The 14327-nt window shown below is 69.4% G+C and carries 12 protein-coding genes and 1 other RNA gene; 3 read left to right on the top strand and 10 right to left on the bottom strand.

Annotation, left to right across the window (positions count from 1 at the left end; all coding sequences use genetic code 11):
• Nucleotides 1-39: 39 nt before the first annotated feature.
• The 8 genes from ACIBF8_RS02510 to pruA form a co-directional block, all read right to left on the bottom strand.
• Nucleotides 40-549 (bottom strand): hypothetical protein, encoded by a 510-nt coding sequence (locus ACIBF8_RS02510; RefSeq protein ID WP_396780540.1) that lies wholly within the window; start codon nt 547-549, stop codon nt 40-42.
• A gap of 326 nt (nt 550-875) precedes the next feature.
• Nucleotides 876-1251, bottom strand: a transfer-messenger RNA (tmRNA) gene (gene ssrA / locus ACIBF8_RS02505).
• Nucleotides 1252-1355: 104 nt separating this feature from the next.
• Nucleotides 1356-1835, bottom strand: coding sequence for an SsrA-binding protein SmpB (gene smpB, locus ACIBF8_RS02500; protein WP_124775313.1), 480 nt, complete (start codon nt 1833-1835; stop codon nt 1356-1358).
• 220 nt (nt 1836-2055) lie between these two features.
• Nucleotides 2056-2931 carry a permease-like cell division protein FtsX gene (gene ftsX / locus ACIBF8_RS02495; protein ID WP_396780539.1) on the bottom strand — a complete coding sequence of 292 codons (876 nt, stop codon included), beginning with the start codon at nt 2929-2931 and terminating at the stop codon, nt 2056-2058.
• Between the two features lie 67 nt (nt 2932-2998).
• A complete protein-coding gene (gene ftsE / locus ACIBF8_RS02490) occupies nt 2999-3679 on the bottom strand; it encodes a cell division ATP-binding protein FtsE (protein ID WP_030331491.1) in 681 nt (226 codons plus the stop codon).
• 118 nt (nt 3680-3797) lie between these two features.
• A complete protein-coding gene (gene prfB / locus ACIBF8_RS02485; protein WP_363614597.1) occupies nt 3798-4919 on the bottom strand; it encodes a peptide chain release factor 2 in 1122 nt (373 codons plus the stop codon).
• A 121-nt stretch (nt 4920-5040) separates the two neighbouring features.
• Nucleotides 5041-5556, bottom strand: coding sequence for a PadR family transcriptional regulator (locus ACIBF8_RS02480; RefSeq protein ID WP_091393967.1), 516 nt, complete (start codon nt 5554-5556; stop codon nt 5041-5043).
• A gap of 176 nt (nt 5557-5732) precedes the next feature.
• Complete coding sequence (pruA, locus tag ACIBF8_RS02475; RefSeq protein WP_396780538.1) at nt 5733-7361, bottom strand: L-glutamate gamma-semialdehyde dehydrogenase; 1629 nt, start codon at nt 7359-7361, stop codon at nt 5733-5735.
• Between the two features lie 416 nt (nt 7362-7777).
• Between pruA and ACIBF8_RS02470 the strand changes: the two genes are divergently transcribed.
• Complete coding sequence (locus tag ACIBF8_RS02470; RefSeq protein ID WP_396780537.1) at nt 7778-8911, top strand: hypothetical protein; 1134 nt, start codon at nt 7778-7780, stop codon at nt 8909-8911.
• A gap of 105 nt (nt 8912-9016) precedes the next feature.
• Here the strand turns inward: ACIBF8_RS02470 and ACIBF8_RS02465 are convergent, their stop codons facing one another.
• Nucleotides 9017-9526: a DUF6912 family protein gene (locus ACIBF8_RS02465; RefSeq protein ID WP_396780536.1), complete on the bottom strand. Its 510-nt coding sequence runs from the start codon at nt 9524-9526 to the stop codon at nt 9017-9019.
• 217 nt (nt 9527-9743) lie between these two features.
• Between ACIBF8_RS02465 and ACIBF8_RS02460 the strand changes: the two genes are divergently transcribed.
• Both ACIBF8_RS02460 and ACIBF8_RS02455 read left to right on the top strand, forming a co-directional pair.
• Nucleotides 9744-9971, top strand: a complete 228-nt coding sequence (locus ACIBF8_RS02460; RefSeq protein WP_396780535.1) for a helix-turn-helix domain-containing protein — start codon at nt 9744-9746, stop codon at nt 9969-9971.
• Nucleotides 9972-10382: 411 nt separating this feature from the next.
• Nucleotides 10383-10976 carry an Rv3235 family protein gene (locus tag ACIBF8_RS02455; RefSeq protein WP_396780533.1) on the top strand — a complete coding sequence of 198 codons (594 nt, stop codon included), beginning with the start codon at nt 10383-10385 and terminating at the stop codon, nt 10974-10976.
• Between the two features lie 423 nt (nt 10977-11399).
• Here the strand turns inward: ACIBF8_RS02455 and secA are convergent, their stop codons facing one another.
• The gene (gene secA / locus ACIBF8_RS02450) at nt 11400-14327 is read right to left on the bottom strand and encodes a preprotein translocase subunit SecA (protein ID WP_396780532.1); all 2928 of its coding nucleotides are present in this window, start codon (nt 14325-14327) and stop codon (nt 11400-11402) included.

Genomic DNA, 14327 nt, shown 5'->3' with positions numbered 1-14327 from the left:
TTCGACGCGTCCGTCGACCGGTCGGTTCCCGACCTGGGCTCAGGTCTCGCCACCCAGATCCGTCTGGTACGCCTCCCAGAGCAGGTCCGCGCCGCGCCGCCGATGCCGGGCCAACCTCCGCAGCAGGTGCCCGGCCCGATGCCGCAGCTCGTCGGGGTGCGCCTTGGGCCGCTCGGCGATCTGCTGAACCGCCAGGATCGCGGCGACGATCGCCGCGTGCTCGCGGGTCAGCAGCCGTACCCCATGGTCCAGTCGCGGCGACTGGGCCAGCAGCTCCCGGTAGAGGCCGGTGGGGCCCTCGGTGACCCGGACGTGCTCGGCGAAGCCCTGACGCACGGGACGGAGCCGGAGGAGGACGTCTTCGCGCCAGCGCGGCTCGGTGCTGGCGACGGCGACGGCTCGGCCGAAAGCGTGCACGTCACCGGCGAGTCCGGCCGGGCGTGGCTCGCCGGGCAACCCGATGGGATGTGCGTCGGCGGGGAGCCCCGCCGGCTGCGCGACGCGCGGTCGGGTGACGAGTGACGGCTGCTGGACCGGACCGGTGACCATGGCACCTCCCGCGCGGCGCTGCTACCTCATACCGCGATGGTGAGGCTGCCCACCCGCCCTGTCCAGGGCCCTGTGCCGCCTCATCTGCCCCGTTGGCCACAAAGTCCCCATCCGCCACACCTGTCGACCTGAACCGCCACGCGGCGGTGCTGCTGCTCAACCGGTCGGCGGGTGCGCTGCCAGGCGGCGCAGGTGGTCGGCCACGGCGTGCGTGTCGTGGTCCCGCCCGTCGCCCGGTCGACCCGTCGTGATCGCCTCGGGTCGCAGGCCGTCTCCCGCGGACAACGAAGCGCCCCGGCTGGTGGGCAGGGGCGCTTCGTTCGAGGTGGTGGAGGTGCCGGGAATCGAACCCGGGTCCTTCGCCGGTTTGTCAGGGCTTCTCCGAGCGCAGCTCGCTGTGCCTCTACTCGGCCCCACCGCTCACGCGAGCAAGTTGGTGTGACGGGCCCAGTCGCTGATTAATCTCGCCGCACGGACCCCGCGACCGGGTCCGATTGGCCAGCCTTCTAGCTGATGCCGGCTACTGGGACGAAGGCGTTCCCAGGCCGACAGACTTAGCTACTCGCCTCAGGCGGCGAGAGCGAAGTCAGCGCGAGTGTTCTTGGCGCTTATAAGTTTCCGACGACCGATTCTCGAGACGACGTCGGCTTCCTCGGCTCGCTTCCCCTGTCGCTGCGTACGAAGTCGAAACCAGTCACCCCCTCGACAGGCCACCGATGTGGTGGCACTGACAAGCCTAACGCCTGCCGCAACAGCTTTCATCCCGAGCCCCGGGCCGGCGCGCCGACCCGGACAAACGAGACGAACTAGTCGTCCATTCCCTTTCCTCGCCGGCCGGACACCCGGGCGATCTCCCGGTCCGCGTCCCGCTTGGCGAGGTCCTGGCGCTTGTCGTACGACTTCTTGCCCTTGGCCAGAGCGATCTCCACCTTGGCCCAGCCGTCGGAGAAGTAGACCTGCAACGGGACGATGGTCAGCCCGCCCTCCCGGGTCTTGCCGACGAGCTTGTCGATCTCGCCCCGATTGAGCAGCAGCTTGCGGGTACGCCGGGGCTCGTGGTTGGTCCAGGTGCCCTGGGTGTACTCCGGGATGTGCATCGCGTGCAGATACAACTCGCCGTCACGTTCCTGCGCGAACGCGTCGACCAGCGACGCCCGCCCGGCCCGCAGCGACTTGACCTCGGTGCCGGTCAACGCCATGCCCGCCTCGTACGTGTCGAGGATCGCGTAGTCGTGGCGCGCCTTCTTGTTGGAGGCGACCACCTTGCGCCCCTTTTCCCGTGGCATCGGCGCCACCCCCTCTCCTACGACGTCCGTGGCCGGGCTCACCCCGACCGGACAACCGATCATGCTACCCGAATGAGGCTTATTCGGGCTCTCGCCGCCGAGCAGGCCGTGCCATCGTCAGCGCCGCCCGAATAAGCCTCATTGACAAGGACCCTCCCGGGCCGTTTATTTCCGGCCGCGGGAGGGTCCTCGGGAGACGACGGGTCGACCCGTACGGTGCCTAGACCCGCAGGTAGAAGCGCAGGGTGATCCAGGCGGTGCCCGCGCTGACCAGACCACCGACACCGGCCATCAGCGGGAAGATGAACAGGATGTCGCCCCAGGTGATCGGCGAGAGCAAACCCTGCAACGCGCTCAACGACCCGTCGAAGAGCAGATACTTCGCCGCGACCAGGGCCACCAGACCGAGCAGTGCACCGATCAGGCCGGCCACCACGGCCTCCAGCACGAACGGCGCCTGGATGAACCAGTTGGACGCCCCGACCAGCTTCATGACCGCCACCTCACGCCGCTTGCTGTACGCGGCCACCTGAATGGTGTTCGCGACCAGCAGCAGAGCGGCGATCGCCATCACGATGGCGGCGGCCAGGGCGATGTTCTGGATCGAGGTGAGGATGTTGAAGATCTTGTCGAGCAGTCGACTCTGGTCGATGATCTCCTCGACGCCCGCCGTGTCCTTGTACTGCTCGTAGATGTCCTTGTATTGCTCCGGGTTGTTCAGCTTGAGCCGGAACGCCTCGGGCAACTGGTCCGGCTTCACCGCGTTCACCAGGTCCGGCGCGTCCTGGTACATCTCCTTGAAGCGCTTGTACGCCTCGTCCTTGTTGACGTAGAGGACCTCCTTCACGAGAGGGTCGCTCCGCAACTTGGTGTCCAGGTCGGTGCGCTCCTGCTCGCTCACCTCCTGGGTCAAGAAGATCGAGACTTCGATGTTCTTGTAGTAGAGGTCCTTCATGTCGTCGACCTGGCGGTACATCAGACCGCTGGCGCCGAGCATGGTCAGCGAGACCGCCATCGTGATGATCATCGCGATGGACATGGTCACGTTGCGCCACAGTCCGACCAGTACCTCGGACAGGACGTATTTCACGCGCATCGGGATTTCCTCCGGGTCTCCGGCATGAGGTGTTCGTCGTCAGGCTGCGCAGGGGTGGAGCGCCGGCTCACCCGTAGACGCCGCGGGCCTGGTCACGCACGATGCGACCGCTCTCAATCTCAACGACGCGGCGGCGCATCTGGTTCACGATGTTGGAGTCGTGGGTGACCATCACGACGGTCGTGCCGGTGCGGTTGATCCGGTCCAGCAGACGCATGATCTCGATCGAGGTGTCCGGGTCCAGGTTTCCGGTGGGCTCGTCCGCCAGCAGGATCAGCGGACGGTTCACGAACGCCCGGGCGACGGCGACCCGCTGCTGCTCACCACCGGAGAGCTCGTGCGGGTAGCGGTGCTCCTTGCCACCGAGCCCGACCAGCTCCAGCACCTCCGGCACGACCCGGCGGGCAACCGCCTTCGTCTTGCCGATCACCTCGAGGGCGAACGCCACGTTCTCGTACGCGGTGCGGTTCGGCAGCAGCCGGAAGTCCTGGAAGACACAGCCGATCGAGCGCCGGAAGTGGGGTCGCTTCCAGGACCGCATCGACGTGACGTCCTTGCCGTTGACGACGACGCGCCCCTTGTTGGGGGCCACCTCGTGCAGCAGCATCTTGATGATCGTGGACTTGCCGGAGCCGGATGGACCGATGAAGAAGACGAACTCGCCCTTCTCGATCGAGACGGACACGTTGTCGAGCGAAGGCCGGGACGCCTTCGGGTACGTCTTCGTCACTTGCTCAAGCTGAATCACGGGTGGTGAGTCTACGCGGTGTAACAACTGAGCCAAGCCCCACGCCCCGCCGATCCGGCACGAGTCGTCGAATCAGGCTTCTACCTGGAGATCGACGACGCGCTCCGCCCGCGCCCCGTCACGCACCGTCGCCGGCAAGCTGCCGCTGCTTACGCCAGCGGATGCCCGCCTCGATGAAACCGTCCAACTCACCGTCGAAAACCGCGCTCGGATTGCCGGTCTCCTGCTCAGTTCGGAGATCCTTCACCATCTGATACGGGTGCAGGACGTAGGAGCGCATCTGGTCGCCCCACGAACCGGCCGCGTTCTCCTTGAGCCCTTCGAGCTTGGCCTGCTCCTCCTGGCGCTTACGCTCCAGCAGCCGGGCCTGGAGCACCCGCAGCGCGGAGGCCTTGTTCTGCAGTTGGGACTTCTCGTTCTGGCAGGTCACCACGATGCCGGTCGGAATGTGGGTCAGCCGCACCGCCGAGTCGGTGGTGTTGACGCTCTGCCCACCCGGGCCGGAGGAGCGGTAGACATCCACCCGCACCTCGTTCTCCGGGATGTCGATGTGGTCGGTCTGCTCGGTCACCGGCAGGACCTCGACACCCGCGAAGCTGGTCTGCCGACGGCCCTGGTTGTCGAACGGGCTGATCCGGACCAGCCGGTGGGTGCCCGACTCGACGCTGAGCGTGCCGTACGCGTACGGCACCTTGACCGCGAAGGTGGCCGACTTCAGGCCCGCCTCCTCGGCGTACGACGTCTCGTAGACCTCGGTCGGGTAGCCGTGCCGCTCGGCCCAGCGCAGGTACATCCGCAGCAGCATCTCGGCGAAGTCCGCGGCGTCCACGCCACCCGCGCCGGCCCGGATGGCGACCAGCGCCTCCCGGGAGTCGTACTCGCCGGAGAGCAGGGTGCGGACCTCCATCTCCTGGATGGCCTTGGTCAACCCGGTGATCTCCGACTCGACCTCGGTCAGCACGCCCGGGTCGGCCTCGGCCTCGGCCAGCTCCAGCAGCACCTGAGCGTCGTCGAGGCCGGAACGCAGGCTGCCCAACTTGCTGATCTCGCCGTTGACGTACGACAGCTGCGAGGTCACCTGCTGGGCCTTGGCCTGGTCGTCCCACAGGTCGGGGGCGGAAGCCTCCTGCTCAAGGCGGGCCTTGTCCTCGTGGAGCCGGTCGATGTTGAGGACGGCCTCGATGTTTCGCAGGGTCGCGTCGAGTTCCTTGAGCTGTTCGGCGTAATCGGCAGCGGTCACGACAGACAAGCGTACTGCGCGGACCAGGAGTGAGCTTGCGAGCCCCGCAGGTCAGCGCAAAAGTGGCACTGTGCCTCCGGGAGCGGAGCAGCTCGTTGCCGGTGGGCGAACCAGCTGGAGGTCACCCGACGGGGGCGGACTTCAACCACGACAGGGCCGCCCGGTGGTAGGCGACGGCGAACTCCAGCGCGCTGGCGTCGTACGTCTCGCCGTCCCGTTTGGCGTTCTTTACCTGCTCCCGGACCTGGGCGAGGGCCTCGGTGTGGTATTCGTTGGCCGAGGCGTACAGGCCCTTCAGCTGGCTGGCGGAGTGCAGGTTGCCGAAGGCCATCCGCAGCGCGATCGGGTTGCGGATGGTGTCCCGCCCCGGGTTCTCCGCCAACCAGCGGGAAAATGTCCGTTTTCCGCTGGCGGTCAGCGCGTACGGCTGACTCATCCGCGGACCCGGCTTGCCGAGCCGCACAAAACCCCGCTCGGCCAGCACCGGCAACTCGCGGTACACCTGACTGCGGGTCATCGACCAATACGGCGCCAGACGGCGCTCAGCGGCGGCCATCAACTGACCGCCTGTCATCGGGCCCTCGTGGAGGAGGCCGAGCAGGGCCGCCGCCGTAGGGTTGACTCCGGAATCCGCCATGCCCACTACGCTGCCACTTTGCGCACCCGGCGTCCAGGATTTGCCAGTTTGCCACCCAACAGGACTTCCTAAGTGCACTGTCGGCGGCAGACTGTCCGTTGAGGACTATCGATGGCTTGCGCCATCTCGGCCGTCCGCCGGCGGCGCCACGCGCGCCGCCGGCGGATCGTCGCCGGTCAGCCCATGTGGGGGTACGTGTGGTCGGTCGGCGGCACGAAGGTCTCCTTGATCGTCCGCGGCGAGATCCAGCGGACCAGGTTGAGCCACGAGCCGGCCTTGTCGTTGGTGCCGCTGGCCCGAGCGCCACCGAACGGCTGCTGCCCGACCACCGCGCCGGTCGGCTTGTCGTTGATGTAGAAGTTGCCGGCCGCGTACCGCATGCGCTCGCCCACCGACTCGACGACCCGACGATCGGTGGCGAACACCGAGCCGGTCAGCGCGTACGGGGCGATCGACTCGGCCTGCGCGACCACCTCGTCGAAACGGGCGTCGTCGAAGACGTGCACGCCCAGGATCGGCCCGAAGTACTCGGTGGTGAACGTCTCGTGGGCCGCATCGCCGCACTCGAAGAGCGTCGGCCGGACGAAGTAGCCGACCGAGTCGTCGGCCGTGCCACCGGCCAGCACCCGGCAGCTGTCGTCGCCGCCGATCAGCTCCAGCGCGGCGGTGTGCCGGGCGAACGCCTTGTCGTCGATCACCGCACCGCCGAAGTTGCTGAAGTCGGTCACGTCACCGTAGGTCAGCGAGTCGGCGGTGGCGGCCAGCCGGTCCCGCAGCCCACCCTCCCAGATCGAGCGCGGCACGTACGCCCGCGAGGCCGCCGAGCACTTCTGGCCCTGGTACTCGTACGCGCCTCGGATAAGGGCGGTGTGCAGGGCGTCCACGTCCGCGCTGCTGTGCGCGACCACGAAGTCCTTGCCACCGGTCTCGCCGACCAGGCGCGGGTAGCCCCGGTAGCGGGCGATGTTGTCGCCCACGGTCCGCCACAGCTGCTGGAAGACCTTCGTCGAACCGGTGAAGTGGATGCCGGCCAGCTCCGGGTCGGCGAGGACGACGTCGGAGACCTCCTCGCCCCGACCGGTCACCATGTTGATCACGCCGGGCGGCAGGCCGGCGGCCTCGAACAGCCGCATGGTGAAGTGCGCGGCGAACTGCTGGGTCGGGCCCGGCTTCCAGACCACCGTGTTGCCCAGCAGGGCCGGCGCCGACGGGAGGTTGCCGGCGATGGCGGTGAAGTTGAACGGGGTGACCGCGTAGACGAAGCCCTCCAGCGGGCGGTGGTCGAAGCGGTTCCAGACGCCGGGCGAGGACGCCGGCTGCTCCTCCAGCAGACGGCGCGCGAAGTGCACGTTGAACCGGAGGAAGTCGATGAACTCGCAGGCCGAGTCGATCTCCGCCTGGATCGCGGTCTTCGACTGGCCGAGCATGGTGGCGGCGTTGAGGGTGTCGCGCCAGGGACCGGCGAGCAGCTCGGCGGCGCGCAGGAAGATCGCGGCGCGCTCCTCGAAGGGCAGCGCCCGCCACATCGGCGCGGCGTCCTTGGCAGCCTTGACGGCGGCGCGGGCATCGTCATGGTTGGCGTGCCCGGTCACACCCAGCACGTGCGCGTGCTTGTGCGGCTGCACCACGTCGATCGGATCGCCGCCGGCCATCCGCTGCTCGCCGCCAATGGTCATCGGCAGGTCGATGCGGTCGGCGGCGAGCTCGCTCAGCCGCCGCTGGAGCCGCTCCCGGTCGGGGCTGCCCGGCTCGTAGTTGCGAACCGGCTCGTTGCGCGGCTCGGGAACGGAGAACACGGCATCCATCAAGGCTCCTGGCGATCTCGACAGCAGTGGCGAAACCGGACCCGCAGGCACCGACCGGACGGTCGGACACCGGACGCCGCGCGGGAGGCCGAGCAGCGGCGGGACCTCCCGTGATTCTCCCATGAGGGGCCGGGCGCCCCGCCTCCGCCACCGCCCTGTGCCAAGGACCGGCCCACCCCTCCTCCCCTTACCGACCGGTCTCGATCCGATGACCCGCCCCCAGGTCCGGCCGCCGCCCGGCCCGCGCGACAGACATCCGCCCCGGGCTCGCTACGTTCCGGCCGTGGCGGCCCGGCGGACGGCCCAGTCGAGCCGATTGCGGGCTCGAACCGTTGCGGCCATCCCGGGGCGGCGGGCGGCCCAGCAGGCCCGCGTACCCTGAATGGTCGGTGACCTGCCGCCTCGAAGGGGAGACGATGACCAAGCAGCCCGGCCGCGTCCCGGCCGCCGAGTCGGACGAGCCGGCGGTCGACGAGACCAGCACCAGCAGCCGGCTGCTGCCCGCGCCCGGCGCGGCGGTGCTCGCACTGCTCGCCCTCGGGTGGCTGGCCGCGATGCTCTGGTCCACCCGGGAGGCCATCTCATCGGCGGCGGCCGGCGTCACCGCGATCAGTCTCTCCGCGTTCGCCCTGCCCGGTGTGATCTCGGCCGCGCTGGTGGCCGGGGCGGCCGTCGCGCTGGCCGGCGGCAACCTGCTGGCGCGCCGGTACGGCGACTGGGCCACCCTGCGCTTCGCCGGGGCGATCGGCGGCGGAATGGTGGTCGGCCTCGCTGCCGCACTGGCCATCAACCTCACCTACTTCGACACGTCCACCACCAACGTGATCGCCGGCACCACGGCCGCCGCGGCGATCATCGGGAGCGCGCTGGCCGGCGCGCGCACCGCCCCGGCGATCGGCGCGGTGGTCACCGCCGCGCTGGGCACACTGATCTTCGTGGTCGCGTTCAGCCAGGCCCGGGACCCGCTGTTCGACCTCTTCGGGGCCGGTGACAGCCAGGAATCGGTGGTCAACGCGGCCAAGTGGGTGTCCCGTACCGAATCGCTCGTCGCCGGGCTGCTCGCCGGGCTACTGGCCTTCGGCTACCTGACCTGGGCGCGACGTCGAGCCGTCCGCCGCGATCCCGAGGCCCCCGCGCTGCGCTGGCCGGCGTACCTGCTCGCCGGCGCCGGGCCGGGGCTGCTCCTGCTGCTCGCCGAGGTGATCATCCGGATCGGTGGCCGGTCGCTGCTCGATCTCGCCAGCGCGCTCAGTGAGGCGGACGCGGTGGCGCAGACCTCGCTAGGCACCTCGCGGGTGGACAACGGCATCTGGGTGCTCTTCGTGGGGGCGCTGACCGCCCTCATCGCCTTCGGCCGCACGCTCAGCCCGGCCCACGCCGACGACGACGAGCCGGCCGACGACTCGAACACCATCGCCGACCAGGTCGCCCCGGAAGACGACAAGCCGGGCTACGCCAAGGCGTTCGACACGGACCCGGCCGAGACGTTCGACGGTGACGCGTCTGAGACGTTCGACGCGGACCCGGCGAAGGTGGACCCGGCTCGCTGACACCGGACCGGTCGGCGGGTGTCCGACTCCGGCGGCCGGGCGGTGTCCAGCACAAGCCGGCGCGGGTGGTCTGCGGCCCAGGTGCCCCGCACCCCGGGGTCCAGCTCAGTCGGCCGCGCGCAGCAGCAGGTCCAGCTCCGTCACGTCGTACCACTCCAGCTCGTGGTCCTCGGCGCCGTCGACGGTGAACTGGGCGTCCGGGTCCCCGGCCGCCGCCTCCGCCACCACGTCGGCCGCCGCGCCGACCTCCTCGACCGCGTCCGCGCCGTCCACGTGGATGGCCGCCACGGCGCCCACCGGCAGCGCGCCCGTCAACGTCACGGTGCTAGAACCCAGCTCATCGTCACCGCGCCCGACCGCACCCGACGGCAGGTCGACCGAGACGACGACGCGGCGGCGGGGAGCGGTCGGGTCGGCCCGGAGCAGGTGCAGCGCGTCCTGGGCGGCCCGGGTGAACGCGACGTACTCCAGCTCCTCCTCGTCGCCCTCGGCGTACCACTCACGCAGCGTCGGAGTGACGGCGTGTGCCTGCTCGGCGGCCAGCCCCTCCTCGCGCAGCCGGGCCAGCATCGGTACGGTCGCCGGCACGTACACCCGGACAAGCTCCTCGGTCACCGGTGGTCTCCCCCGCGTCGTCCTCCACCGGCGGCCGCCGGCACGGGCGCAGATCATGCCGCACGCCGTGACCGTCATACACCCCAACCTCCGGCCGGAGGAAGTTCCCAGCCGGTGTGTCTCGCACGGTCGGGCTGCCATTAACGCGGTCTGCTGCTGGGCGGTCGGGGCTGTCGATGGCAAACTGAGCCAAACGCCACCAACCCCGGGAGTTCCTGTGCAGCCGAGGTTCCTGCTGCTCTCCGACGTGGCCGCCGAGCTCAATGTGTCGGACTCGCAGGTCTACCACATGGTGCGCAGCGGTGAACTGCCGGCGATCAAGATCGGCGGGCGCGGCCAGTGGCGGGTCGAGCGCGCCCGCCTGGAGGAGTACATAGCCCGCAAGTACGACGAAACCGCGGACTGGGTACAGAGCAACCCGCTGGTCGACCGCGACCCCGAATAGCGGCAGCCCGACCGCCCCGGCATCGCCCGCCCCGCGCCGGGCGTGCCCAACGCGCCCGACGGCACGCCCAGCGCGGCACGCCCAACGCGGCACGCCCAACGCGGCACGCCCAACGCGGCACGCCCAACGCGGCACGCCCAACGCGGCACGCCCAGCGCGGCATGATCAGCGCGGCAAGACCGGCATGACCAGCGCGGCATGATCAGCGCGGCAAGACCGGCATGATCGACTCGGTTTTCTGGAAGTCGGGGCATCAAGGCCGCTCCGATGCCCCGATATCAATGAACCCGAGTGGATCATGCCCATTGTCGGGCGAGAGCTGGCAGGAGCCATTGACCGAGGCTGTTTTTTTGCTCAGAATTGGTCTAGTCGAAGGCAAACGTAGGCAAACACAAGATCATGGAGGCCCTAATGAGCGGAGCGAGACCCGGTCCCTCTCGGCCACCGGTGCGATTGCGTCCCGTTCCGCCCTTCGACCCGCCATACGTCGACGAGACCGACGGGCCGTACTGGCCGGCACCGACCGAGGGTCAGCTCGCCCTCGACCTATTCGCCTCGACTCGACCACATCCGGTCCGGCCACCGGAGCGCCGAGCCGTCCTGCGCCCGGTGCCCACCCGGTCCACCGTCACCCATCCGGTCACGTCCTTACCGCGGGCGACCGCCCCGGAGACCACCCGAGCCGCACACCGCTTCGTCGGCAGCTGCCTGGAGGTGATCAACGGTTATCGTTCACCAGCCCAGGTGCGAGCGCTGCTCGATCCGGCCCGTGCAAGTGCCCTGCTGACCGAACTGGCCCGCGCGTCCGGCCGGGCCGGGGCATCCCGCCAGCGCGCCGGCCGGCCACTGGTCCGGCTGCTCCGCCTGCGAGTCTGCGAGCCCCGGGAGGCCGCGGTGGAGGCAGCCGCCGTCCTCACCGGCGCGGGCGGCCGGAGTTGGGCGATGGCGCTGCGCCTGGAGCATCGCCGGGGCCGCTGGCTCTGCACTGCCCTGCACGTCCTCTGACAGCCCGCGACTGACCACAGCCCACCGGCGAAGCAGAGCCCACCGCCGACCACAGCGCGCCGCTGAGCAGAGCCGCCGCCGACCACAGCGCACGACGAAGCAGAGCCGCCGCCGACCACAGCCCCACCGCTGGGCAGAGCCGATCGCCGACCACAGCCCACCGCTAAGCCGAGCCGATCGCCGACCACAGCGCGCCGCTGAGCAGAGCCAAGCCGCCGCTGAGTCGATCAGTCCAGCCACGCCCGCACGACCCCGGGCCGGGCACACCCGGGACGGGACCGGGGTGATCGACTCCGGTTGCAGGAAAACGTGGCATCCGGCTGTCGAGGATGCCCCGGTTTTCAGGAAGGCGAGATGCCGACGGGTCCCGGCCGTGAAGGCCGGGACCCGTCGGTCAGATGCTGGCGGTGCAGCTGCTGTCGGTCAGTTGCCGCCGTTGGGGGCGCCGTGGCAGCGCTTGTACTTACGGCCCGAGCCACACGGGCACGGCGCATTGCGGGACGGGCCGTTGCTCGCCTCCGCCTGGTTCGGTGCCGGTCGACGGGCGGCGGCCGACGGAACAGCCGGGCCACGCAGCCCGGAGGTCGGCCGCTGCGGAGCGGACGGTGCGGTCCGCCCCGGTGCCGCCGGGGCACCCGGAGCCGGTCGGCCCACACCGAGCGCCGGTGCCTGCTGCTCGGCCTGCTCCACGGCGACCGCGCCCGGGCTGGCCTCACCGTCGATGGTGGGAGCAGAGTATTGCAGGCCCTGCCGCTGCGGTGCCTGGTTGAGACCCTTGGCCCGGATCTCCACCGGCTTGTCGAGCAACGTGACCTCGTCGCCCCCCGCCTCCGGCTCCGGTTCGGTCACCTGGACATCGATGTTGTAGAGGAAGCCGACCGTCTCCTCCTTGATGCCCTCCATCATGGTGGCGAACATGTCGAAGCCCTCGCGCTGGTATTCGACCACCGGGTCGCGCTGGGCGTACGCCCGGAGGTTGATGCCCTCCTGGAGGTAGTCCATCTCGTAGAGGTGCTCGCGCCACTTCCGGTCGATGACCTGGAGCAGCACCATCCGCTCGAGCTGGCGCACCCCCTCGGTGCCGAGCTGCTCCTCACGCCGGTCGTACGCGGCGTTGGCGTCCTCCTTGAGGCGGGCGACCAGGAAGTCGGCGTCCATGCCGGCCCGGGAGCCGCCGGCCTCCTCCTCCAACTCCTCGATCGTCACGCCGACCGGGTAGAGCTGCTTGAGGCTGGACCAGAGCTGCTCAAGGTCCCAGTCCTCGCCGTAGCCCTCGGAGGTGGCGCCCCGCACGTACGCCTCGACGGTGTCGTCGATCATGTTGCGGACCTGGTCGGAGAGGTCCTCACCGTTGAGCACCCGGAGCCGCTCGGCGTAGACGACCTGGCGCTGCTTGTTGAGCACCTCGTCGTACTTGAGGACGTTCTTACGGATCTCGGCGTTCTGGCCTTCAATCTGGGCCTGGGCGCTCTTGATCTGCCGGGTGACCATCTTCGACTCGATGGGCACGTCCTCCGGGATGTTGAAGCGCTCCATCACCGCCTCGACCGCACCGGCCCGGAAGCGCCGCATCAGCTCGTCCTGCAGGGACAGGTAGAACCGCGATTCGCCCGGGTCACCCTGCCGGCCGGCGCGACCGCGCAGCTGGTTGTCGATGCGCCGGGACTCGTGCCGCTCGGTGCCCAGCACGTAGAGGCCACCGGCGGCGGCGACCTCGTCCGCCTCGGCGTCGCAGGCCTGCTTCCAGGTGGGCAGGACCTCCTCCATCGCCTTGGCGTACTCTTCCTCGTTCTCCAACGGGTCGAGGCCGCGCTGACGCAGCTCGTTGGCGGCGAGGAACTCGGCGTTGCCACCGAGCAGGATGTCCGTGCCACGGCCGGCCATGTTGGTCGCCACGGTGACCGCGCCCTTACGCCCGGCCTGCGCGACGATCTCGGCCTCCCGCGCGTGGAACTTGGCGTTCAGCACGTTGTGGGGGATGCCGCGGCGGCGCAGCAGCTGGGAGAGGATCTCGGAATTTTCCACCGAGACGGTGCCCACCAGCACCGGCTGGCCCATCTGGTGCCGCTCGGCGATGTCCTCGATGACCGCGTTGAACTTGGCCTTCTCGGTCTTGTAGATGACGTCCGGCCGGTCCTCGCGAACCATCGGACGGTGGGTCGGGATCGTCACGACGCCGACCTTGTAGACCTTGTTGAACTCGCCGGCCTCGGTCTGCGCCGTACCGGTCATTCCGGACAGCTTCTCGTAGAGGCGGAAGTAGTTCTGGAGGGTGATCGTGGCGAGGGTCTGGTTCTCCTGCTTGATCTCCACCCCCTCCTTGGCCTCGATCGCCTGGTGCATGCCCTCGTTGTAGCGGCGGCCGTGCAGGATGCGACCGGTGAACTCGTCGACGATCAGGACCTCACCGTCGCTGACGATGTAGTCCTTGTCGCGCTTGTAGAGCTCCTTGGCCTTGATCGCGTTGTTGAGGTAGCCGACCAGCGGAGTGTTCACCGACTCGTACAGGTTGTCGATGCCGAGCCGGTCCTCGACCTTGGCGACACCGCGCTCGGTCACCGCGATGGTGCGCTTGGAGTGGTCGACCTCGTAGTCGCCCTCACCGTCGGTGCCGGGCTGGAGCCGGCGCACCACGCCGGCGAACTCGCCGTACCAGCGGGCGGAGTGCTCGGCCGGGCCGGAGATGATCAGCGGGGTGCGGGCCTCGTCGATCAGGATGGAGTCGACCTCGTCGACCACTGCGAAGTTGTGCCCGCGCTGCACCAGCTCGTCCTTCGACCAGGCCATGTTGTCGCGCAGGTAGTCGAAGCCGAACTCGTTGTTGGTGCCGTAGGTGATGTCGCACTCGTACGCGGCACGGTGCTCGCTGGCCGGCCGGTTGGGCAGCACCACGCCGACGGTCAGCCCGAGGAATTCGTGCACGCGGCCCATCCAGGCGGCGTCGCGCTGGGCGAGGTAGTCGTTGACCGTGATCACGTGCACGCCCTTGCCGGACAGCGCGTTGAGGTAGACGGCCATGACCGAGGTCAGCGTCTTACCCTCACCGGTCTTCATCTCGGCGATGTTGCCGAAGTGCAGTGCCGCGCCGCCCATCACCTGGACGTCGTACGGCCGCTGGCCGAGCACCCGGGCGGACGCCTCGCGGGCCACCGCGAAGGCCTCCGGCAGCAGGTCGTCGAGGGTCTCCCCGTCAGCGAGCCGCTCCCGGAACTGTTCGGTCATGCCGGCCAGTTCCTCGTCGCTGAGGTTGACGTAGTCGTCCTCGATCGAGTTGACGGCGGCGGCGATGGCCTTCAGCCGGCGCACCATGCGGCCCTCGCCTGCGCGAAGGACCTTTTCCAGAATCGACAC

Origin of the sequence: Micromonospora sp. NPDC050276 (assembly GCF_044459545.1) — a bacterium.
In the GTDB taxonomy this organism is placed as follows: Bacteria; Actinomycetota; Actinomycetes; order Mycobacteriales; family Micromonosporaceae; genus Micromonospora.
Note: the sequence above shows the minus strand (reverse complement) of the source record. Positions and strands in the feature narration are given on the sequence as shown.

What these genes read in the sequence shown, in the direction of transcription:
- ACIBF8_RS02480 (WP_091393967.1), bottom strand. Translation starts at nt 5,556, where the DNA reads ATGGCGGATTCCGGAGTCAACCCTACGGCGGCGGCCCTGCTCGGCCTC.
- ACIBF8_RS02470 (WP_396780537.1), top strand. Translation starts at nt 7,778, where the DNA reads ATGACCAAGCAGCCCGGCCGCGTCCCGGCCGCCGAGTCGGACGAGCCG.
- pruA (WP_396780538.1), bottom strand. Translation starts at nt 7,361, where the DNA reads ATGGATGCCGTGTTCTCCGTTCCCGAGCCGCGCAACGAGCCGGTTCGC.
- smpB (WP_124775313.1), bottom strand. Translation starts at nt 1,835, where the DNA reads ATGCCACGGGAAAAGGGGCGCAAGGTGGTCGCCTCCAACAAGAAGGCG.
- ACIBF8_RS02455 (WP_396780533.1), top strand. Translation starts at nt 10,383, where the DNA reads ATGAGCGGAGCGAGACCCGGTCCCTCTCGGCCACCGGTGCGATTGCGT.
- ftsX (WP_396780539.1), bottom strand. Translation starts at nt 2,931, where the DNA reads ATGCGCGTGAAATACGTCCTGTCCGAGGTACTGGTCGGACTGTGGCGC.
- ACIBF8_RS02510 (WP_396780540.1), bottom strand. Translation starts at nt 549, where the DNA reads ATGGTCACCGGTCCGGTCCAGCAGCCGTCACTCGTCACCCGACCGCGC.